Source organism: Paenibacillus sp. MY03 (assembly GCF_002165585.1).
GTDB classification, from domain to species: Bacteria; Bacillota; Bacilli; order Paenibacillales; family Paenibacillaceae; genus Pristimantibacillus; species Pristimantibacillus agaridevorans.
The window spans coordinates 95,343-118,414 of the sequence record NZ_MXQD01000030.1 but is presented as its reverse complement, the minus strand read 5'-3'; the positions used below and the strand labels follow the sequence as shown (position 1 = coordinate 118,414).

Genomic DNA, 23,072 nt, shown 5'->3' with positions numbered 1-23,072 from the left:
GAGCCGATGTGGAAAAAACCGTCGATGACTCCGCCTTCGGAGAGACCTTGTTTGTTTCTTCAGAAGTCCGATCTTGCGCCGTTGCGGAAGCGGCTGCAGCATGCGGATATGGGGAGTATGTGGGATCGAATGAAGGCGTTTGCTCCCCTGCGGGAGGAAGATTGGCTGCAACTGTCGATGCGAAGCACGCTCGACATCATCTATGCAATTGAATCGTATGCGCTGCAATATGTAGTGTTGGAAGAACGTTCAATCGGATTAAAAGCCAAAAAACTGGCGTTGATTGCGTCCCGTCGCGCTTTTAATCCCAACTTGCAGGATATTTCACGAGAAATCGGACGTCTGATGATTGCGATCGCGTTAGTCTATGACTGGTGCAATGCGCTGCTTGACGAGGAAGAGAAAAAAAGATTGGTTGTCGAGTTGAAAAGACTCGCTTCGCTCCTGGAATGCGGATATCCGCCGACACATGAAGGGGCTTTTGTCGGACATACAAGCGAATGGATGCTAATGCGCGATATGATGGCCGCCGGCATTGCGATTTACGAAGATGACCCTGAGATGTACGACTACGCCGCAGGCCGCTTTCTGGAGGAGTTCGTTCCCGCGCGCAACTTCTTTTATCCATCGGGCTGGCATCATCAGGGAGACAACTATGGGAGCTATCGATACCAGGCAGAGCTGTTCGCCACGTGGATTTTCGGCAGAATGGGGCATGCCCGAGTATTTGATCCCCGTCAGGAACGGGTCGGTTATCAGTGGATTTACGCCCGTCGCCCCGACGGCAAGCTGCTGCGGGATGGGGATGCCGATAATCCGTTGTATGCGGAGAAGGAATATATCAAGCTGTTCCCGCTTGTTTATTTAATGGCAGGCAACTATTATGGCAACGGGTATTTCCTGGAGCAGCAACAAATCGAGCATCCGGTCATTCCGGACATGTATTTGTTGTTTGCTATCTTGTTTCATAATCCCGAGCTCGGCACGAAGCCGATAAGCGAGTTGCCGCTTACCCGATATTTTGCGGAACCGGCAGGGATTATGATCGCACGCACGGGCTGGAACGAGGGGGCGGTTATCGACAAACAATCCTCTGCCGCGCTTGTGGAGATGAAAATCGGGATGTATCAATACAATAATCATCAGCATCTGGACGCGGGAGCCTTTCAAATTTATTACAAAGGTTATTTGGCGATCGATTCCGGTATTTACAAAGGTTCCTCGGGCAAATATCAATCGCCGCATAATAAATATTATTTCAAGCGGACGGTCGCGCATAATGCCATGCTCGTGCATGATCCGGGCGAGCTGCAGGAGCAGCCGTACATTGTGGACGGCAAGCTGACCTGGCCGAATGTGATGGATGGCGGACAGCGCTGGCCCGGAGCGGGCAAACCCCCGCAAAACATGGAGGAACTGCTCGGCGGCGAATACGAGCGCGGCGAGGTGCTTGCGCACAGCTTCGGCCCCGATCCGCAAGCACCCGATTATTCCTATTTGAAAGGCGATCTGACCAAGGCTTATTCGAAGAAGGTACGCCATTATACACGTTCATTCGTATGTCTAAACCTGAAACAAGCCGGATTGCCCGCCGTTCTGATCGTATTCGATGCGGTGGAGGCGTCCAGCAAGCTCTTTGAGAAGGCATGGCTCTTGCACAGCATAGAGAAGCCAGAGATATCGGGGAAGCGGACCGTAATCGCTCGTACCGAGGATGGCTACGGCGGAGAGCTGGCGGTCGATACGCTGCTTCCGAAGCAAGCGGCGATTGAACCTGTTGGCGGGGAGGGGCGTCAATTCGAGTCTCGCGGCGTCCATTATGCAAATGATTTTGCGGCAACGGTCGAGCAAGGCGCCTGGCGCATAGAAGTGAGGCCGAAGGAAGCGGCGGAACGGGATTTGTTCCTGCACGCGATACAGATCAAGGATCATGACGGCGAGCAGGCTGCCGAAGCTAAGCTGGTTGAAGCGGGAGGCGCCGTTGGCGTTCAGGTGCAGGGCTGGCTTGTGTTGTTCAGCCGAAGCGGGTTGTTGTTGGATGGGCAGCTGACAATCGCTGCCGATGAGTCGGGAAACAGGCGCAAAATACTCGTTACAGATATAGCAAACGGATTATGGCTTGTTCACAGCCGATCGGCTGATGGCAAGCAACGGAGCGAACAGGTGGATGTAACGGAGGGCGTATGGCTTACTGAAGCTGCGGCTGGGGCTGTGCAGCTCGAAAGGATGGGGGAAAATGGAGAAGGGTGAGCAGGACGGTCGAGAAACGCCGGACACCTATGGCGAGCAATCGCGAGATGTGCATGGCAAGGAGGGTGCGCCGGGCAAACTCGCCAAGCCGCATGTGGTGGTCATTATGGCGGATCAGCTGCGCTACGATGTCGTGAACGAGCGTTATATGCCGAATGTAAGCAGGCTGAAGAACGAGAGTGCTGTGTTCGAGAGAGCTTACTGCGCTTCCCCGCTTTGCGTGCCGGCAAGAGGGGCGTTCTTTAGCGGACTATATCCGAACGTTAACGGTTCGCTTATCAATCCTTGGGAGCCGCTCGAGGCCGAGTATGGTGATGTGCACCCGGGAACCGCCAATATGTACAGCATGATGGAAGCGGATTGGGATAGCTGGCATACGGGCAAACAGCATTTCAACAGGAAGGATATTCAGCAAAGCTGCTCCAGGACGCATTGGCATACGCTGGAGGATCATTATGGCGACTTCTTGAAGCAACATGGCAAGCGGCACCCGGGCGGCCCCGCTTTCAAAGGCATCGTGCCCGAGATGGTGGCGGGAACCACAACGCGGATTAAACGGTATTCGATTCCAACTACGGGCTGCTACGAGGAAGGACTCGACTATTTTTATGACGGATATATTGCCAAAACCTCGCTGGATGCGATTCGCGGCCGGGATCGCAGCAAGCCGCTGCTGCTAAATGCGATGTTTGTCGCGCCGCATCCGCCGCTGGATGTGCCGGAGCCTTGGTACTCGATGTACAAGGACGAGCCGATCCCGGACAATGTGGCGTTGTGGTCATACGGGCAATCGCCGCTTCAGCTTTATAATCTGACCGGAGCCATCGGCAACGGCTATACGAAGGAGCAGTGGCGGTCCATCTGGCAAGTCTATTTAGGTCTGGTATCGCTGCTGGATCATTGCGTGGGGCTAATCATCGACGAGTTGAAGGCTCAGGGCATTTACGACGAAACGTTAGTGATATTGACAAGCGATCATGGCGAAATGCTCGGCTCGCATCGGCTTTATCAGAAAATGTGCATGTACGAGGAGTCGGTACGGACGCCATTGTTCATGAAATTTCCTGCGGACGGCCGCGTAGCCCCGCAAACGGTAGAAGCGCCGGTCAGCGCCGTAGATATAATGCCGACGCTTGCCGATTATTTGCAGCTTGAAGCAGAAACGGCGTTCTCCGGACAGTCTTTGCTGCGGCTTTTAAGAAGTGGGCGGCAAGAAGCGGATGATGCGCCCGGGAATTCCTTGACGAATAGAGATCTTTTTATCCAATTTGACGGCAATGGGGCGAGGGGCAACTTCCAACGCAGCGTGGTGCGCGGAGCGCGCAAGCTTATTGCGGATATGTTTAAGAATGAGCTGTTCCTTGAATTGTACGATGTGGCGGAAGATCCGCAGGAGCAGCGCAATTTGGCCATTGAGCAGGCGCATGAGGAGGAAATCCGGTCTCTGCTTGGCAGCTTGGCGAGGCATATGGAAGCAACAAACGATTTGTTGAAGCTTCCCCCCGATGCGTACGAATCTTTTATTGCAAGCTATAGCGCTTTTATCAAACGCCCTTAGGAGAGAGGGAGGAAAGCGATGGGTTGGCATAGGAACAAGACGCAAAAACGAGCGAGCAAGCCAATCAAATTCGACCTGCGAGGTTTCCTGGAGGGCGAGCGGACAGTGGAAGCTCTTATGCTGGACATATTGAGCCATTGCTGCGATTTGCTTGTTGAGGAACAGGTGCGGGATGTATGGAACGGCAGCTTGGGCGGTATTTGGTGTACGGGCTGTCAGACCGTTCATGGCCGCAGCGGAGATGCGATTTTTCCGCTCTATTATTTATATTCGATCAGCAAAGAAGAGAAATACAGAGATGCGGCACGCTCTCTGCTTCGTTATATCATAGCCGCCCAGGGGGAAGACGGAGCTTGGCGCAATGAGCCGGAAGCCGATTGGAAGGGAACGACGGTTTTCCAACTGCTTGCCTTATGTCATGCCTGCGATCAACTGACGGATCAAGAAGATGGCGAGGCGCTTAAACCCGTCATTGCCAAAGCGGCGGCTTGGGTATCCGCGACGTTCGGGGAAGGCGGCGATACCAATATCAATTATTATTTGTCCTCTGCATTGGCTTTGCTGCTTTCGGATCGAATCCTGGGCAAACCTGAATATGGCGGACAAGCCAAGCGGCTTATGCATGGATGCATCGATACCCGGCTCAGCCGGGACGGATGGTTGTTTGGCGAGAAGACGAGAATGCGTCCTTTTACGCAAATGACGTGTACGGTCGATGTCGGCTATAACCTCGATATGAGCCTCGGGGTCATGGCGGAATATGCCAAACTCACGGGTGATCCCAAAGTCATGTCGGCCGTCCTGCTGGCGCTTGCCAAACATATGGAAATGGTTTATCCCGACGGCTCGATCGATAACTCCTTTGGAAGCCGCAATTACAAATGGACGCTGTTCGGCAGCAAGACCGCGCATGGTTCCCAGATGGCCTTTATGCTGCTGGCTGACAAAAATGCTGCCTTTTATCGGGCAGCTCGGCTCCATACGAATTATTTGGCAAGCTGCATTCGTCCCGATGGACGGTTCGGTTATGGTCCGATGCATGAGCAGTTGTTCGAACAGGGATGTATACATCCCTCTATTAATCGTGCAGATGCGTTGGCTGTAGCATTGGCTTACGGCGCGGAATTCGGGCAGCGAGAACAAGAGGAATGGGATGACACGAGGAACCAGGTGCAGCTTCCTTCCGAAATCTTGTTCGGGGCCAAGTCCTACAAAGAGCTGGCCGTCCATCAATTGCGTTCGCATAATTGGATGGCAACGATTAGCTGCTCAGGGGTTCGCAATGCTCCGACCGGAGGGACGGTCGGCTACTTATGGCATAAGGCCGTTGGCGCTGTGCAATTGGGCGGGATGACCGTGTATCGGCAATACGAGGCGTTTAATATGCCGAAAGCGTTGCCGGGGATGGAAGAGCCGATTGCGCCAAGAATTGAGGTTTCTCGGGAAGGAAGATTGTACAGCAATCTGTACGAACATGATGCCTATGCGGATGCTGCCGCAGTAAACAATGCGGACAGCCGCGAGTATGGAGCTGCCGGGGCTCTAGCCGTTGTTCACGGCAAGCTCAAGGCCATGGACGAAGGCAATTGTTATGATTGCGCCGCTTTCTACAGGATTGATTATGAAATGGACGGCGACGACTTCATCAAGCGGTATGAAATCGATGTGCGTCTTGCTTGCGACAATATCGCGATTGTGGAGCCGATTGTAACGGCTCGCGCAGCCGTTGCTCAGGCGGGCGGACGCATTCAAGTGGAGGTTCTGCATCAACGCCAATTAATGTTGACGATGTCCGACGATTCGTTTGTATTGGATCGGGGGTCATTGGCGAGGCGTACCGTCTCTATTTTCCCATCGGTCACAACGGTGCCGCTGCGTTGGAATACAGGCAAAGTCGCGTCTGGAATCTATCAATTTCAAATTAGAATGCGAATCAAATAAAGGGATTACGCGAGAGGAGGGTCAGGATGTTGGACAAGCAGCAATGGGCGCAAGACGCATGGCGGCGTACGGCGGGCAAAATTAAAGCAATGAGCGAGACGATCGGAGTCGGCTTCCCCCATGCGAGTCTGGCGGGCAAGTATGATCGAACCGCGGCAAGCGCCTGGACATCCGGGTTCTGGCCAGGCCTGCTATGGCTTGCTTACAGAGAAGAAGGAGACGAGAGCTTGAGGCGGCTTGCGCAGGGATGCGAGGCGGCGCAGGATGAGGCGCTTGACGAATTCGCAAAGCTGCATCACGACGTAGGTTTCATGTGGTGTCTGAGCGCTGTAGCCAGCTACAAACTGACGGGGGACGAGCAGTCCAAGCAACGCGCCTTAAAGGCAGCGTCCATTCTGGCCGGGCGCTTTAATCCGCAAGGCAACTTTATAAGGGCATGGAACAGCTATGTGTGGCGGAATGAGAAACATAACGAAGGTTGGGCGATTATCGACTGCATGATGAATATCAGCCTGCTGTTCTGGGCGACGGAAGAGACCGGAGATGCGAGGTACAGGCATATTGCGATGCGTCATGCCGATACGGTGCTGAGCCGGTTTATCCGACCGGATGGTTCCGTTTTTCATATCGTTTGTTTTAATGCGGAGACCGGCGAACGCGAGTCGGCATTAGGCGGCCAAGGCTATTCGCCGGACTCGGCCTGGGCCAGGGGCGTATCCTGGGCGATATACGGGATGGCGATTTGTTATCGTTATACGGGCCAAGAGCGGTATTTGCGGGCGAGCCAGCAGACCGCGCATTATTTTATGGCCAATCTGCCCGAAGATGGTATCCCCTATTGGGATTTCAGACTTCCCGATTACGCAGATGCTCCTCGCGATGCGTCGGCCGCGGCGATTGCCGCCAGCGGCATGCTGCTCCTTGCGCGTCTATTGCCGGCGGATCAAGGCGGGATGTACGAACGATGCGCGCTGCGATTGTTGCAAGCTATTGATACGCGGTGCGCCGCCTACGGAGCGGAGGATGAAGCCATTGTGAGGCATGCGACAGGCAACTTCCCAACCGGGAAAAATATCGACACGCCGCTCATCTATGGCGATTATTTTTATGCGGAGGCTTTGACCGGATTGCTCGGCAGCCGTCTACTATTTTGGTAGAGCTCTCTATGGGGGAGCGAGGGAGGAATTACGATGAGAATTGTTTATTTGGATATCGATTCGCTGCGTCCCGACCATATGGGCTGCTACGGGTACAACCGAAATACAACACCCTGCTTGGATCAAATAGCGGCAGAAGGCGTCCGCTTCGATCAGGTATATACAGCCGCTTCTCCCTGTGCGCCTTCGAGAGCCAGCTTCATGTCGGGTCGCTTCGGCATTAATCACGGGGTGCTGACCCATTGGGGGGCAGGCTGCCATTACGAATATCCGCAAGGCGACGGGCACAGCAAGGAATATCCGTTCCTGCCGCGTCTGCTTCGGGAGGCAGACTACCGCACGATTACCTTTTCTTCTTTCGGCGATCGGCACCATGCCTGGTGGTACTTCGCGGGTTGGAATGAAATTCATACGCACACGCTGAAAGGCGGCAACGAAGACGCCCATGAGGTGAACGCCGCGGTGCTGCCTTGGGTGAAGGCGCATGGCGCCGAGGACAACTACTTCCTGCATATTCAGTATTGGGATGCGCATTCCAGGTACACCTATCCTGAGCAATATGCGGAGCAATTTGCCAATGAGCCCGCGCCCGTCTTTCCGACGGAGGAAGATATTAAGCGCCACCGTCAGGATACGCATCCCCGTTCGGCGACTTTCCTGCATTGGAGCGATGATTACAGCAAAATTCCCAAGCGGACGATGCCGCTGGAGATTGCGGGCCGTCTGGACTACGAGAAGCTGATTAACGGCTATGACGGAGGTATTTCCTATTTGGACGAGCATATCGGTCAGTTAATGGACGCTTTTCGCGAGCTGGGCGTGCTGGATGACGTCTGTTTTATTGTCAGCGCGGATCATGCGGAGTCGTTCGGCGAGCAGGGCGTATATTTGGAGCATGGCATGGCAACGGAGGCCGTTCATCATATTCCGTTAATTATGAAATTCCCGGGATTGAGCAAAACGGGGCATGTGGATAAAGGGCTTCATTATAACGTTGATGTCGTGGCCACCATAGCCGATTTGGCGGGGCTGCCGAAGCCGGCAGGCTGGGACGGCCGATCACTCCTGCCGGCGCTGACGGGCGGTCAGGCGGAGAAGCGTGAATTCCTCGTGCTGGAGCATGGTCTTTATGCTTGCCAACGGGCGGTAAGGACAAAAGAGTGGCATTATATCCGAACTTATCATGAAGGTTTTTATCAGTTGGAGCCGGACATTTTATACGATTTGGAGAGAGATCCTTACCAGCGCAATAATGTCGCCAGCGAGCATCCCGATGTCGTGCGGCAGCTTGGCGCGCAGCTTGAGGGGTGGATTGCGGAACAAATGGCGGGCAATCTCATGAAGGACGATCCCATGATGGAGATTATAGAGGACGGAGGTCCGTTCCGGTATTTAAAGCCGCACGATTGGGCGGGAAGATTGGAGCGGGCGGGACGCAAGGAGGAAGCTGCCGCTGTTCTCGGGCGCTAAGAGGTGTACACCATTTCATTTTGATAAAAAGGAGAATGAATATGCAAACGTATTGGGGAGATATACACAATCATTGCGGCATCAGTTACGGTTTTGGCAGCTTGGAGAATGCGTTGAAGGCGGCGAAGGGACAGCTCGACTTCTGTGCGATTATCGGACATGCTTCCTGGTATGATATGCCCGAGCGCCGCGCTCCGCTTGAGTTTCTCGTAGATTTCCATACGAATGGTTTTGCGAAGCTGGAGGGGCATTGGGATCAGGTCAGAGAAGTCGTGAAGCAATTCAACCAAGATCACGAATTTGTTACGTTCCAGGGTTATGAGGCTCATTCCAGCGAATTTGGCGATCATCATTACGTATCGCCCGACGATGATTTGCCGCTTGTCAAAGGCAAGTCGCCGGCGGATATTATCGAGCAGCTGAAGCCGCGCCGCGTCATCGCCGTTCCGCATCATGTCGGGTACACGCCGGGCTATCGCGGCGGCAACTGGGAATCGTTTAATACCGCCATCAGTCCTATCGTAGAGGTTGTATCCAAACATGGCTGCGGCATGTCGGTAAACAGCCCGTTTCCTTATTATCATGATATGGGACCTCGCGATTCCAAAAGCACCGTATACGCGGCGATTGCCCGCAAGCACCGGATGGGTTTTGTCGGCTCGACGGATCATCATGCCGGTTATCCCGGCTCTTACGGCGATGGCCGTATGGCTGTAGTGGCCGCGGAGAAAACGAGAGAAGGGATTTGGGAGGCGATTCAAGCCCGCCGCACTTATGCCGTCAGCGGAGATAAAATCGATTGCCGGTTTACGCTCAACGGGGCTCATATGGGCAGCGAGATTGCGGTGGGGGCGGGGGCAAGAGATATTCGGCTTGATCTGACAGCATGCGATCGGATCGATAAAATCGTTATTTTCAAAAACTTGCGCCCGTGGAAAGTTGTAACCGGCTGGGATATGCTGAACCAACCTTCCGTTAGCGGCTCAACGTATAAAGTAAAAGTAGAGATGGGCTGGGGAGATAATAAAGCGGGCTACCTATGGAATGCGGATGTGAAGGTAAGCGGCGGCAGCCTGCGTTCTGTCGAAACCTGCTTCCGCGGCAGAAGCGTGCTTGCTCCGACTCCGGAGCTGAAGGATGATCCCGAATTGAACGCGCTTGGCAATGCCGTTCATAGTCAGTCCGATTCTCATGTGAGCTGGTCTTGTCTGACGGTTAAGAACCCGACAACGCTCCATCCGCACACAGGCGGCGTTATTCTGGAAATCGACGGCGATTTGAACACTCGGCTTGAGCTGGAGGCTAACGGCATTTCCATCGCGACCACGATTCAAGAGCTGATAAGCGGCAATATTACGCGCCACAAGCATAGCTTTAATTCGGAAGCGGTTGTCATTCATCCCGCCATCCCTGTCGCCCAATATGCGTTTAGCGGCAGCTTCACGGATTCCGAGCAGGAAGATGAGTGCGACGTTTATCATGTTGAAGTTCAACAAGAGAACGGACAATGCGCCTGGATTTCGCCGATTTATGTTGTTTAAGCCTTCGCGGTCCAATAATAAAGCCAGAGCTGATTGTATCAGTCTCTGGCTTGTTTGCTGTGGTTATGGATAAAAACTGGCGGCCCCGAGATGAATCGAACATCCGACACCACGTTTAGGAAACGTGTGCTCTATCCGCTGAGCTACGGGGCCACAGCAAGTAACATTATAACACCGGAGCCTTTGGTGGCGCAACTTAGAACTGTGCAAGAGGTTTAGTTTTGTTTTTGAAAAGATGCGTTGCTCTCTGTATGTATCAGGCGCAGAAGCTCGACTAGGTCATGAAGCCGCTTCAACTGCGAGGCATACTGTCTTGCATCCTCCCGACGCTTGATCGCGATTGCCTCGCGGATAAGCCCATGCCAACGTTCGGGCAATTGCGTAAGACCATACTCACCGGCAGCGATCTTGCCCGTCACGTCATGCTCCCGGATGGTGTAAAATTGCCGCAACATGCCAAGCGTGCACCATTCTACTGCAAAATCCAATTGTTCCACTGGCACGGTATGCTCGTTCATATCAGACGAATGCAGGTTTTGTTCCAATCGGGAAATCCAACCAGACCAGTAGGAATTCATATTTTCAATCACGTATTGGATAAGTTCTTCAGATGATATTTCATAATCGAAGGATAAACGCTGACCATGCACACAGATGCCGTGTCTTTGAAGGATCCACCATGTGATCGGATTTAAATCCCCATCTCCATCCGATTGCATTTTTTTATCGAAATAGGTGGGGACGGGAGGGATTTCTCCGACAGACTTTCCAGCATCCTCTTGCCGGATGTAGGCTCCCATTATATCTAATCCGAAAAGAGTCGGTTCAACCTCCTTGTGCGCATCCTCAATTAATCGAATGTCGGACGGCGTTAGCGATCGATTAACGAATACGAGAAAATCTATATCGCTTGAGCCCTCAATAAAAGCATTTAGAGCAGTCGAGCCATAAACATAAACAGATACTACGGTATCCGGTATGCGATTTTGGAGCGATTCGTATAACTTTCGCATAGACCTCTCAACAACTTCTGGTAATATTCCAGCCATTTCGATATCTCGCCTCCTTAATCTGCCCTAGAATCCGAAGTATTGAACTTATCCTCCTTATGATAAATGCAATATATGATTCAAAAAAGAGAAAACATCTTTAATCCTTTTTCTAGTTTTTTATAGTTGTTTTTATCTGACGATCTTTGCTCTTTTGAAATGAGCGAGGTTGAAAAAAAATGCGTTATCCGATATATTTATACCTAGATATCCGATGTATTAATTTGATCATTCACAGGAGAGGAATGAAAGGGGGAGGCTCTATGGCTATCAATAAGGAATTAATGAAGGGCAGCACGGTTATTCTTATTCTGACGCTGCTGGATCGGAAGGATATGTACGGCTACGAGATGACGAAGGAGATCGAGAGAAGCTCGGCCGGCGTCTTCACGTTTAAGGAAGGCACGTTGTATCCCATTCTCCATACGCTGGAAGCGGAGCGCCAGGTAGAGGCGTACTGGAGCGAGGAAGGCGGCCGCAAACGGAAGTATTACCGCATTACGGACGAAGGGCGATCGCAGCTGAAAGAGAAACGCGCGGAATGGACGCTCTTCCGAACGTCGGTCGACCGGGTGATCGGGGAGGGAGGCGTATGACGATGGTCAAGTCCATCTTGACGGATCCTGCCGTCGCCGCCTACTTGGATACCGTCTGCTCGCAAGTGAAGGCGAAGGCCGTGCACGATGATATCCGACTGGAGATCGCGGGGCATTTGGAGGAGCTCGTGAGCGAGATGCTGGAGAGTGGACTTAAGACAGAGGAAGCCGTTGCTGAGGCACTGAAAGCGATGGGTAACCCCGTAGAAATCGGAAAAGGCCTGCATGCCGCCCATAGACCTAGCATGGAGTGGAATCTTATTGGCCTGATTGCGATTATGGTCGTGCTTGCGGTAGTTTCCTTGGTGGCGGTACATACATCGGACGAACGTTTATATAGATTAGAGCCCGTCCTCGTATATGGCGCAATCGGAATAACTGCAATGGTAGTTATGATGTTTGTTAATTATCGCCGATTGCTCCGTTTATCCTGGCCGCTTTATTGGGGAACGGTAGTTATAATGCTGCTGACTCTATTCTACGGTGTAGAGATTAATGGCTCGACTCAATGGATATTAATAGGGAATTTCGGCTTCAACGTTCTTCATGCTTCTCCATACTTGCTCCTAATCGCGTTTGCTGGAGTTCTGCATCTGGAGAAGGAAAGAGAGGCCCCAAACGAAGGGATTGTCCGACTAACGATATTGCTTCGGAATGTTATCGTGTTTGCCATGATTCCCATATCGTTGTACCTTCTTACATCCTCCATGGCGCAAATGCTCATCTATGTGCTTAGCTTAGCCATATTGCTGCTTCTTAGCCGACGTTGGAGGCTGATACTGGCATCGGGTGTTACCGGGACGGGTCTATTCGCGATATGGCAAATGCTTAACCCCGACTTCTATGAAGTTCTATGGGGAAGGATCAATGCTTATATACAAAAACATCCGGATGCGGTTTACCAGAGCGTAAAGTCCTTGGAGGCCATCCGATCCGGGGGGCTATGGGGGCAAGGGCTGGACAAGAAGGTTGTTATTCCTTACGCCACATCCGATATGTTGTTTTCTTATTTGGTTTACAGTTTCGGATGGGTATTCGGCGCGGTCATCATCGTTTCCAGTCTGCTGATGGCGATTAGGCTGTTTAGGATTGGCAAGACGCTTCGCGACGATTATGCGAATAAGCTGGTCATCGCCGTAATGGCTGTTTTGATGGTCCGGATGTTCTGGAACATTCTCATGTGTTTAGGCTGGGTTCCGGTGATAGGGATGGAGCTGCCCCTTATTCTTTGGCATTCCGGCACTATTGTGGAATTCGCGGCGCTTGGCTTAGTACTCGGCGCATACAGAAGAAAAGACATGGTGAGCAACTCCGCCCCTTGCGTGCCTTGAATGCTGCTTACCCGGTCGCTTCTTCCCGCGGCTTCGCAGGGTCGCAGTCGGGGGCGGAAATCTGTCCGCTCTCTGATAGTTTGAGCAAGTAATAACATTCTTCGCGGTACATATGATGCGGCATGAGGGGGTCGATGCGGCTGAGCAGCTCTTCGCTTAGCTCCAGCTCCTCGATTTCCTTCAGGAAAGTCATGAACACCTTCATCTCAAGATCGACGTCGGCATGAAACCTCTTGAGCGCCGGATACTGCTCCCTAAGCGTGCGGAAGTAACCGACCAATTCGATAGCTTTCAGATAATAGTCGTTAAAGTGTTTTTCGAACTTCTGGCTTTTCTCGATCAATCGTTTCTCGACGAGATCGAGTTCGGCGGCGATCGCTCCTGCGTGTCCGGCTGCGTCGGGCAGCCATAACAGATCATGATGCAGCGACGGGAATACGGGGACACCCTTGCCCTCCCGCAACGAGATCAGTATCCGCAGATACTCCTCCAGCTCGTTGACCATGTGATTGATGAAGGTGGGGGACAGAGCGATACTGACTTGGCCGAGCAGCAACCGGTCCAGCAGATTCAGCTTGAACGTCCGAAGCTCTGTAGTTGCCTCTAGCGCGCGGTTGGTCAAATCTTCGGAAGCATCCGAGGCCATGGCATCTCGCGCCTGCTTCAACAACTGGTCGAACACGAATATGAACTGCGACGCCTTTCGAATATCTTGAAGCTCCTTGGGAGACAACGCATTATAGATAAACCTTGAGTGATCGCCCAATATTTGCAGCCAAAACGTATGCTCGAACCTGGCTTTCTCATCCATAGAATCAGTGCCCTCCATACCGTTATCGTATATTCCAAGCTTATGGGAGGAAGGGCTTGTACTATGCAATGGATTGTTATTCAAATTTGCCGATAGCCCATAGAAACCCTCTATTTGAGGGTTTTTATTCGTCTGTACGCTATAAATGGTATGCCATTTTAAAAATCGTCCGTCCGCTGCTAGCGCCTTATATGCTCGGTTTCCTGAGAAATGCCCAAGCAAATCAAGTTTTGGCCGTATTCTTCTACCACGCCGGATGATACCTTGTGGATAGGCACCGGGCATATCCGAAATCGGGAAAGGAGGCTCCATCACGATTTGACCGTCACATGGGAGCGAGCGCCGCTCGAAGATTGACGAACGACCGAAACGATAATTGAATGGGGGGGAAACTGTATTGAAGGCCGATATATTCGTTCAGACCGAACTGGGCCGGGGGTCCCGAACCGGAGTCAACCGTACGTTCCGGAAAATGCTTTCTCACTGGCAGCTTTACTTGATCCTGCTCCCTCCGCTGCTGTATGTGATCGTCTTCCACTATATACCGATGTACGGCATACAGCTTGCTTTCAAACAATTCCAGGCGACGAGCGGGATTACCGGCAGTCCGTGGGTCGGACTGAAACATTTTGAACAGTTTTTCAGTTCGCCTTCCAGCTGGAGAATCATCCGCAATACGATCGGCATCAGCCTGTATTCGATCGCGGCGGGATTTGCGTTTCCAATCATGCTTGCCATCGCGTTAAACGAAGTGCGGGCGAGATTTTTTAAGAAAACGGTGCAGATGATCACTTATGCGCCCTATTTTATTTCGACGGTGGTGCTCGTCGGCATGCTGATGCAGGTTCTCGATCCGCGGGCCGGCATAATCAATCAGGTTATCACGCTATTCGGCGGAGATCCGGTCAACCTGATGGGCAAGGCGGAATACTTCAAATCCATCTACGTGTGGACCACGATCTGGCAAGGAACCGGTTATTCGGCCGTTATTTATCTGGCGGCTTTGTCGGGCGTGAGCAAGGATCTGCAGGAAGCCTGCGTCATCGACGGGGCGTCCAAACTCCGGCGGATCTGGCACGTCGATTTGCCTTCCATCCGTCCGACCATCGTGATTCTGCTGGTTCTAAGCTTCGGGAGCGTGATGAACGTCGGCTTCGAGATGATTTTTCTCATGCAGAACAGCTTGAATCTGGCCACATCCGAAATCATTTCGACTTATGTGTACAAGGTTGGTTTGATCAATGCGAATTTCAGCTTCTCCACGGCAATCGGTTTATTTAATTCCGTTATCAATCTGTTCCTCCTGGTGTCGGCGAACTACTTGGCCCGGAAGTTCACCGATAACAGCCTGTGGTGAGAAAAGGAGGGGATCCGATGACGATATATCCGAATCGGCTGATTAAGGAATCGCCCGGGGACCGGGTATTCAATGTGGCAACGCATCTGTACCTGTGGATCATTTTTGTTCTGGTCGCCTATCCGTTGATTTACGTGGTAAGCGCTTCCTTTAGCGCGCCGAGCGCGGTGATCTCGGGTAAGGTTTGGCTCTGGCCCGTGGAGCCGACATTGAACGGTTACGAGGCCGTATTTAAGAACAAGCAGCTGGTCAGCGGCTTTGCCAACTCGATCTTTTACATGGTGGCCGGCACGCTGATCAATCTGGTGATGACCGTTATGGCAGCGTTTCCCTTATCCAGGAAGGAGCTTTCCGGCCGAAACCTCTTTATGGCGATCTTTGTGTTCACGATGCTCTTCTCCGGGGGGCTCATTCCGAACTTTCTACTGGTCAGGGACCTCGGCATGCTCGATACGAGGTGGGCGATGCTTCTGCCGGTGGCCTTGTCGGTGTGGAACGTGATCATCACCAGAACCTATTTTCAGGCCACTATTCCGGATGAGCTATACGAGGCGGCATCGATGGACGGCTGCAACGATTTTCGCTTCCTTCTCCGTATGGCGCTTCCGCTATCTGCGCCGATCTTGGCCGTCATAGCGCTGTATTACGGGGTCGGGCACTGGAACAGTTATTTCAACGCGCTGATCTATCTGAAATCGCCGGATCTTCAGCCGCTTCAAATTATTTTGCGCAACATCCTGGTCCTGAATCAGTTGGACCCGACGATGATGCAGGATTTCGAGGCGTTGCAGCGCAAGCAGGGCCTGGTTGACATCGTCAAATATGCCGTCATCGTCGTTGCGAGCGTGCCGGTGCTGCTCATTTACCCGTTCGTGCAGAAGTACTTTGTGCGTGGAATCATGATCGGCGCCATCAAAGGCTAATGGCAAGCAAGTGCGGGAAGCGGGGGGAAGATACGAGGGTTGCAAATCTGTTAGACTTAGCTGCATGCTAAGGGTAGGAAGGATCATCGAACGGAAAAAGAAACGGGAGGCATACCATGAAAAAAATGGTCAAAACGTTAATCTTCAGTCTTTTCTGTCTGTCACTTATTCTTGCAGGATGTACAAATAGTAAGGGGAATGGCGACCAGGCGGGCAGCCCGAACGCCTCGAACGGCGGAAACGCGGGCAATGCCGGAGAAAATGCGGTTTCCGAACCGGGCAGTTACCCGATCGTCAAAGATAAAATCACATTGCGGGTCATGGCTGCACAGATTCCTCAGGTGATCGATTTCAATACAAACGAGTTTACGAAATGGTATGAAGAGAGAACGAACATTCATGTCGAATGGGAAATCGTCCCTCCGGGCAACGTCAAAGAAAAGCTGAATCTCGTACTGGCGAGCGGCGATTATCCGGACATCTTTCTCGGACTGGGCGTCGACGATGTCATTGAGGCCCAATATGGCGTGGGTCAGCAGGTTTTCCGGCCGCTTGACGACTTGATAGAGCAGAATATGGCTGCTTTCAAGGACGTTCTGCAAAAGCATCCGGCCGTTAAGGGTAGAATTACCGCCACGGATGGCAATATTTATTCGCTGCCTACCTGGAATGATTGCTTCCACTGCGGCTTTGCCCAAAAAATGTGGATCAATCAAGAGTGGCTTGATAATCTGGGACTTCAGATGCCTACGACAACGGACGAATTTTATCAGGTGCTGAAGGCCTTTAAGGAAAAGGATCCGAACGGCAACGGCAAAGCCGACGAAATTCCTCTGGCCGGCGCGACCGACGGCTGGTACACGACGATCGATGGATTTCTAATGAGTTCGTTTATCCTCCATCCGGGGATGTACAATCCGCTGAAGATGATCGTACAAGACGGAAAGGTCATGTCGATCGTCAATACGCCCGAATATAAAGAGGGACTCGCATACCTGAATAAGCTTTACGCCGAGGGGCTGATCTATCAGCCTTCGTTCACTCAGAAGATCGACCAGTTGAAGTCGATCGCCGCCAACGAGGATAGCGTGATCCTCGGCGCCTTCCCGACCGGGGCAAGCGTAGGCGTGATCGATTCTGCCACTAATCATGAACGATACAAGCAGTATGTTACTGTACCTCCGCTTGAAGGGCCGGACGGAACGAGACAGGCTGCATTCTTCCAGTTCGACGCGGCGCAAGGCGGCGATTTGCTCATCTCTTCCAGCTCCAAATATCCGGAAGCGGCCATTCGCTGGGCGGACGGCTTGTATGAATTCGAGACGCAATACCGGATGATCAGCGGGCCGAAGGATATCGGTTGGACAACCCCGGATCCGGGTGCCGTGGGGCTGAATGGGGAACCGGCGTTGTTGAAACGTTTGAAGCCTTATACCAATGAACCGCAAAATGACGGCTGGATGCATGCGGGAGTCGAATATGCGCCGGCCGAATGGCGACTTGGCGAACAGATTGAGCCCAATGCGGATCTTTTCTCGCCGGAAGGTCTCGAAAGGCTGCTTTATGAGGAGACAGCAAAAAATTATCAACCCTATGCACCGGAAAACACGACGGTCATGCCGCCGGTCAAACTGCTTGCGGAAGAAAACGACGAGCTTCAAACGATCCGGATCGAGCTGGAGAACTATATCAACGAATCGAGCGTTCGCTTTATTACCGGCGATTTGAAGCCCGAAGCAGATTGGGACAGCTACGTGCAGAGTCTGGATAATATCGGACTCCAACGATTTGTCGAGATCAATCAAAAGGCTTACGATCGACAGTACTCGGGCAAATAAGCCATCCGAGGCGATTAGACCGTCATAACTTCGTTATGGCGGCCTTACGCCCGTCTGCAAGATAGAAATGCCTAAAAGCATGTGCTATACTTCTTTGATAACGCTTTCGCAATTGCAGGGGGGATTCGATGTCGTTTCTAAAGAAAAGACGCAGGCATGCCACTTTGACCAAACTGATCCTTTCCTATTTGCTTGTACTCGTGATTCCGTTGCTGATTGGAAGCTATGTTTATAAGGAGACCGTCCAACTTGCGCGGGAGGAGGCGCTCCGTTCCAATCAATCCCTTCTGGAGCAAACGCGGGCGATCGTGGACGAGCGGCTGAACGAGCTGGGCGCCATCTCCAAGTATATCGCGATGGACCGCAAAATCATCTCCCTCATGAACGTCGAGCGAATCGCGGAAGGTTCAAACGATTACTACAAGGTCTGGGACATCCTGAGCACGAATCCCAAGTACAATTTAACAAACAAATTTATTGTCGATTATTTCGTCTTCTTCAAAGATAATGGGCTTGTGCTTTCGTCGGATCGGTCCTATATCGGTCCGGAAGAGTTCGAGAAGAGCCTGTACCGGAATCAAGGCATCAGTCACCCTGACTGGGACAGCGTCCTGTGGGAGAACCGTCACCAGAGCCGATACGTCTCCGGCGGGCAGGTTACGATCGATGGCATGAGCCATCGTGTCATTTATTATCTGCAGTCGATTCCGTGGGAGTACAGCAGCAATCCCAAGGGGGCGTTGATGATTCTGATCGATGAATCCGCCATTCAGAACCTGCTGTCCAAGATCAACCTCGGAAGCAGCGGGATGATATTCGTCGAGAATCAGGATGGGGGCATCATTACGCAGTTGAAGGGAGACCAGACGGTCATCCACCCGTCCGGCATTGCGGCGGGCAGCCTTCAGGCCGGAACCTACGAATCGCCTTCCGGAGAGGAGTTTATCGTGTCCCGCTCGTTGTCGACCGTCAGCGGCTGGAAATACGTTTCCGTCGTTCCGTCGAGACTGGTGATGTCCAAGGTGGACTATATTCGCAACGTTACCTTTGCCGTACTGCTGATCACTCTTACGCTCGGCGTCGTCACGGCATGCATGCTGGCCTACAGGAACTACAAGCCGGTCAAACATCTGGTCGGCAGAATCAAGGAGCTTTTCGGAACGGATAACGACAGAAGCATGAGCGAGTATGATTATCTGGACAGCAGGATCTCGGAATTGTACCGCAACAATCGGAGCATGCGCGACCAGATGCTTCGAACGACATTTTTCGAGCGGCTGCTGAACGGCGGTTTTGACGATCACGGCGAAGATTCGTTTCCGGTTCATGTAGAAGGCGAACGCTTCGGAGTCATGCTGGCGCGGATTGTGCCGGGCAAGGATAAGTCGGACAGCCGGACGGCGGAACAAATGAACAAACTGATGCTCCTCGTAAAGGATGAGCTGTGTACCGAAACCAATATTCCCTATTATAAGGATGACCTGAACGATAACCGAATCGTGATCGTCGTTGCCTTCGAAGAGGGCGATCCGACGTCGATGAAGCAGATCGTCGAACGTTTTGAAGAGAAAGTCCGGAACAAGCTGCCCGCCGACATTCACTTCTCCGCCGGAGCGGTGTACCCGGGATTGCAGAACGTAAGCATTTCGTTCGATGAGGCCAAGCAGGCGCTCGAATACGCCCGCTATGCGAAGAACGCAAAAGCCTATATGCCTTTTAGCGAAGTGCCGAACGAGAACCAGAAATGCTACTACCCTATCGAAATGGAACTGAAGCTCATCAGCAACGTCAAGAGCGGCGACGAAGCGGAAGTTCGCAAAATCATCCGCAAAATCAGCGAGGAAAACTTCGTGAACCGAAAGTTGACGCCCGGGATGATCGAGCAGCTCATCCATGCGCTTAAGGGAACCGTCGTCCGGAGTCTCGGTCCAAATGAAATGGAACCGCAGATCGCCCGATTGCTGGAGAAAGTTCATCGGTTGGACAGGATCGAGGACATTTTCGAAGCTATTCTGGAGTCTCATTTGTTATTATGCAACGCGCTGACCGAACAGAAGAATCAGGATAAAGCAAAGTTGAAGGAGCAACTCGCCGAGTTTGTCGAGCGATCCTATATGCGGGAGAATTTTGTTCTGAATGAGCTTGCGTCCCGCTTTCATTTTTCCGAGACGCACATGTACCAGCTGTTCAAGGAGCTGATGAACGCCACATTCTCCGATTATCTTGAAAACACGCGGATTCGGCGTGCGTGCGAATTGCTGAACGGGGAGGAATCTACGATCCGGGACGTAGCCAAGGCTGTCGGATACAGCAGCGATCAAACGTTCCGGCGAGCATTCAAGCGAGTAATGGGAGTTGCTCCCACGGATTATATAAAAGCCACTAGAGTGTTTGATGGGACATCAACATCATGAACGATTCTTGGAGGGAGTAGGTTTAACGAATGAACAAGTTGGCTTCCAGGCAAGTACATTTGGATTTTCATACTTCCGAGTTTATATCGGGAGTCGGCGCAAAATTCGATGCAACGCAATTCCAGGATGCGCTGAGAGCGGGGCATGTAAACTCCATAACGATTTTCGCCAAATGCCATCACAGCTGGAGTTATTATCCGACCAAAGCGGGGCGGATGCATCCGACGCTCGATTTCGACCTGACCGGAGCGATGATGAACGCCGCGCATGACATCGGCGTCAAGGCGCCGGTTTATCTTACGGTCGGCTGGTCGGCGGGGGATGCGGCCGATTTACCGGAATGCGTAGCGCGGCAGCAGGATGGCCGGATTCAGATGATCGGCGGAGAGCCGGATGCGTCGCCTTCCGATAAGCGGCCGATCGTCTCTTGGAAGTTCATGTGCCCGAGCGGCAACTATGCCGACTTGATTTACGCGCAAACCCGCGAAGTGTGCGAACGTTATCCGGAGCTGGACGGTCTTTTTTACGATATTTGCTTCCAACCTCTAGGTTGTTGGTGTGCAAATTGTCTTGCCGGCATGGAGGAACAGGGGCTGAACCCGGCTGTTGAACAAGATGCGCGCAGCTATCATACCCTCAAATGGATGCGTTTCACATCGACCTGCACAGCCATTTTGAGAGAGTTTCACCCGGATGCGTCCATTTTCTTTAACGGCGGCGCGGAGTTGAATCACAAGGAATGGCACGGCGTCCACACTCATATCGAGATGGAAGACTTGCCGACGACGTGGGGCGGATACGACAAGATGCCCGTGCGGGCCAAATATTTTGCAGCCCTTGGGCGTCAATATCTTGGAATGACCGGAAAATTCCACACGATGTGGGGCGAGTTCGGCGGGTTCAAGAGCCCGGAAGCGCTTCGCTACGAGATTGCTTCGATGATGATGTACGGCGCCCGCTGCAGCATAGGCGATCAGATGCATCCGAGCGGTCTTATGGATATGGAGACGTATCGCACGATCGGCGAAGCTTACCGCTATGCGGAACAGATCGAGGAATGGTGCTTCGAGGTCGAGGAGACGGCCACGCTGGGCGTGGTTTTATCTAACCAATCGGAAGCGGATGAAGGTCTGACCAAGATGCTGCTCGAATGCCAACTCGACTTCGACATCGCGGACCCGGAACAGGGATTGGATCGATTCGAGACGCTGATCCTGCCGGATTCCGTCGCGTTAAGCGAGGAGTCGGCCTTGCAAATTCAAAGCTATGTCGACCGGGGCGGAAGTTTGCTTCTCACGGGCGCCAGCGGCTTGAATCCGGGAAAAACCCATTTTCAGATCGATGTCGGCGCCGCCTATCAAGGGCCCTCCTTATACGAGAACGACTATGTGCTTGCAGGTGAACAATTAAAAGCCGGCATCGTATCGAGTCCGTTTTTGTTCTATGAGGGCGCGGAGCAGGTTGGCGTCAAAGATGCGGAAGTTCTGGCCACGATCCACGAACCGTACTTCAACAGGACGTACGGACATTATTGCTCGCATCAGAATACGCCCTATCGTTTGGAACCGGCCGATTACCCGGCCGCCATACGCAAAGGCAACATCATTTACGCGGCTCATCCGATCTGCACGATGTACTTCCGACATGGCGCCAAATATCATCGAGACTATCTGATGAACGCCTTAAATCTGGTTTACCGCAAGCCTGTTATGAAAGTAAACTTGCCCAGTTGCGGTCGGGCCCGATTCGTCTATCAGCCTTCCCGGATGCGATATATTCTGCACCTGACGTATGCCGCGCCGATTCAACGCGGCAGGACGAGCGTGATCGAGGACATGCCGCCGATTTACGACGTCGCCGTCGAGCTGACGGTCAAATCACGCGTGCAACGCGCGACATTAATTCTCCAAGGCGAATCCATCCCGTTTGTGCAGTCCGGCGACACCGTGAAGCTGACAATTCCCAAAGTTCACGGACATCAAATGGTAATTTTAGACGTGCAGGATATTCAATTTGAAGCCTAAAGGCTTTTAGCGCTTGCGCAACGAAGGGCCGCAATAAACGTTTTCGGCGATAAAAAAACTCCGACGTCTCAAGAGCTCAAGAGACGCCGGAGTTTTTTACTTGTTTGCCCGATAACAGGATCGACTTTTCCACCAGCACCTGCATGGCATCGACGCTGACCTCGGCCGCATGGCGGCTAAGCTTGATGCATGATAACTCGGTACAGGCGAGGATGACGCAATGGCAGCCATGCGCGGTGACCAGCTCGTCGATGAGCTCCTCCAGTTCTTCGGGCGAGAAGTCCATGTTGCTCTTTACATTTTCGTAGATGATCTTCATGCTCTTCTGCTGAATGCGTTCGTCATGCTCGTACAAATTCATGCCGTATTGCTCGCACACCTTGGCGTAGATCCCGCTGCGGATCGTACCGTTCGTGGCGAGAATGCCAATGCGGCTGCCGGCGCCGAACCGGTCGTGGATGAGCTTAATCGTCTCTTCCACCATATGAATGATGGGGATGCTCGTCATGGCCTGCATTTTGTCGTAGAAATAATGGGATGTATTGCAAGGTATCGCGATATGGGATACGCCAGCCAGCTCCAGCAGCCTCAGATCCTTCGTTATGGCTTCCAGGAACAGCTCGTCCTTGCCTTCGAGGATGACGGCAGTGCGATCCGGAGCGGTAGCGTGGTTTAAGATAATCATGTCGAGATGCTCCTGATCGCGATCGGCGGCCGTGTTCTCGATCACCTTGTCGAAGAAAACGGCAGTGGCCTTGGGTCCCATCCCTCCGATTACGCCTAAGCTTTTCTGTTCCATATGTGTGATAACC

General features: G+C 52.5%; 16 protein-coding genes and 1 tRNA gene. 13 read left to right on the top strand and 4 right to left on the bottom strand.

Annotated elements, in window-relative coordinates; translation table 11 throughout:
• Positions 1 to 6 precede the first annotated feature (6 nt).
• Genes hepB through B1748_RS21470 form a run of 6 tightly spaced genes read left to right on the top strand, consistent with a single transcriptional unit; the run spans position 7 to position 9,917 of the window.
• Positions 7 to 2,250, top strand: a complete 2,244-nt coding sequence (gene hepB / locus B1748_RS21495; RefSeq protein WP_087569994.1) for a heparin/heparin-sulfate lyase HepB — start codon at positions 7 to 9, stop codon at positions 2,248 to 2,250.
• A complete protein-coding gene (locus B1748_RS21490) occupies positions 2,237 to 3,808 on the top strand; it encodes a sulfatase family protein (protein WP_087569993.1) in 1,572 nt (523 codons plus the stop codon). The genes hepB and B1748_RS21490 overlap by 14 nt, the downstream gene beginning before the upstream one ends.
• A gap of 18 nt (positions 3,809 to 3,826) precedes the next feature.
• Positions 3,827 to 5,749, top strand: a complete 1,923-nt coding sequence (locus B1748_RS21485; protein WP_087569992.1) for an ulvan lysase-like protein — start codon at positions 3,827 to 3,829, stop codon at positions 5,747 to 5,749.
• 26 nt (positions 5,750 to 5,775) lie between these two features.
• A complete protein-coding gene (locus B1748_RS21480; RefSeq protein ID WP_087569991.1) occupies positions 5,776 to 6,906 on the top strand; it encodes a glycoside hydrolase family 88 protein in 1,131 nt (376 codons plus the stop codon).
• 33 nt (positions 6,907 to 6,939) lie between these two features.
• Positions 6,940 to 8,376 carry a sulfatase family protein gene (locus B1748_RS21475; protein WP_087569990.1) on the top strand — a complete coding sequence of 479 codons (1,437 nt, stop codon included), beginning with the start codon at positions 6,940 to 6,942 and terminating at the stop codon, positions 8,374 to 8,376.
• 41 nt (positions 8,377 to 8,417) lie between these two features.
• Entirely contained in the window at positions 8,418 to 9,917 is a 1,500-nt protein-coding gene (locus B1748_RS21470) for a DUF3604 domain-containing protein (protein WP_087569989.1), read from the top strand.
• Positions 9,918 to 9,994: 77 nt separating this feature from the next.
• On the opposite strand, the gene B1748_RS21465 is transcribed toward B1748_RS21470, so the two are convergent.
• A tRNA-Arg gene (locus B1748_RS21465) sits at positions 9,995 to 10,070 on the bottom strand.
• Between the two features lie 62 nt (positions 10,071 to 10,132).
• Positions 10,133 to 10,966, bottom strand: coding sequence for a nucleotidyltransferase domain-containing protein (locus tag B1748_RS21460; RefSeq protein WP_087569988.1), 834 nt, complete (start codon positions 10,964 to 10,966; stop codon positions 10,133 to 10,135).
• A gap of 263 nt (positions 10,967 to 11,229) precedes the next feature.
• Here B1748_RS21460 and B1748_RS21455 point away from each other — a divergent pair, with 263 nt between their 5' ends.
• Both B1748_RS21455 and B1748_RS21450 read left to right on the top strand, forming a co-directional pair.
• On the top strand, positions 11,230 to 11,562 hold the full coding sequence (locus B1748_RS21455; RefSeq protein ID WP_087569987.1) for a PadR family transcriptional regulator: 333 nt from the start codon (positions 11,230 to 11,232) through the stop codon (positions 11,560 to 11,562).
• Positions 11,559 to 12,893 (top strand): FtsW/RodA/SpoVE family cell cycle protein, encoded by a 1,335-nt coding sequence (locus tag B1748_RS21450; RefSeq protein WP_179215727.1) that lies wholly within the window; start codon positions 11,559 to 11,561, stop codon positions 12,891 to 12,893. Before B1748_RS21455 ends, B1748_RS21450 begins: the two co-directional genes overlap by 4 nt.
• Before the next feature lie 7 nt (positions 12,894 to 12,900).
• On the opposite strand, the gene B1748_RS21445 is transcribed toward B1748_RS21450, so the two are convergent.
• Positions 12,901 to 13,704, bottom strand: a complete 804-nt coding sequence (locus B1748_RS21445; protein ID WP_087569985.1) for a DUF2935 domain-containing protein — start codon at positions 13,702 to 13,704, stop codon at positions 12,901 to 12,903.
• A gap of 397 nt (positions 13,705 to 14,101) precedes the next feature.
• Between B1748_RS21445 and B1748_RS21440 the strand changes: the two genes are divergently transcribed.
• The 5 genes from B1748_RS21440 to B1748_RS21420 all read left to right on the top strand — a co-directional run bounded on the left by B1748_RS21440 (position 14,102) and on the right by B1748_RS21420 (position 22,260).
• A complete protein-coding gene (locus B1748_RS21440; RefSeq protein WP_256975818.1) occupies positions 14,102 to 15,061 on the top strand; it encodes an ABC transporter permease in 960 nt (319 codons plus the stop codon).
• 17 nt (positions 15,062 to 15,078) lie between these two features.
• On the top strand, positions 15,079 to 15,984 hold the full coding sequence (locus tag B1748_RS21435; RefSeq protein ID WP_087569984.1) for a carbohydrate ABC transporter permease: 906 nt from the start codon (positions 15,079 to 15,081) through the stop codon (positions 15,982 to 15,984).
• Between the two features lie 116 nt (positions 15,985 to 16,100).
• On the top strand, positions 16,101 to 17,822 hold the full coding sequence (locus tag B1748_RS21430; RefSeq protein WP_087569983.1) for an ABC transporter substrate-binding protein: 1,722 nt from the start codon (positions 16,101 to 16,103) through the stop codon (positions 17,820 to 17,822).
• Between the two features lie 128 nt (positions 17,823 to 17,950).
• The gene (locus tag B1748_RS21425; RefSeq protein ID WP_087569982.1) at positions 17,951 to 20,236 is read left to right on the top strand and encodes a helix-turn-helix domain-containing protein; all 2,286 of its coding nucleotides are present in this window, start codon (positions 17,951 to 17,953) and stop codon (positions 20,234 to 20,236) included.
• Between the two features lie 29 nt (positions 20,237 to 20,265).
• Positions 20,266 to 22,260: an alpha-amylase family protein gene (locus B1748_RS21420; protein ID WP_087569981.1), complete on the top strand. Its 1,995-nt coding sequence runs from the start codon at positions 20,266 to 20,268 to the stop codon at positions 22,258 to 22,260.
• 76 nt (positions 22,261 to 22,336) lie between these two features.
• On the opposite strand, the gene cuyB is transcribed toward B1748_RS21420, so the two are convergent.
• Positions 22,337 to 23,059 carry a cysteate racemase gene (cuyB, locus tag B1748_RS21415; protein WP_087569980.1) on the bottom strand — a complete coding sequence of 241 codons (723 nt, stop codon included), beginning with the start codon at positions 23,057 to 23,059 and terminating at the stop codon, positions 22,337 to 22,339.
• Positions 23,060 to 23,072 lie beyond the last annotated feature (13 nt).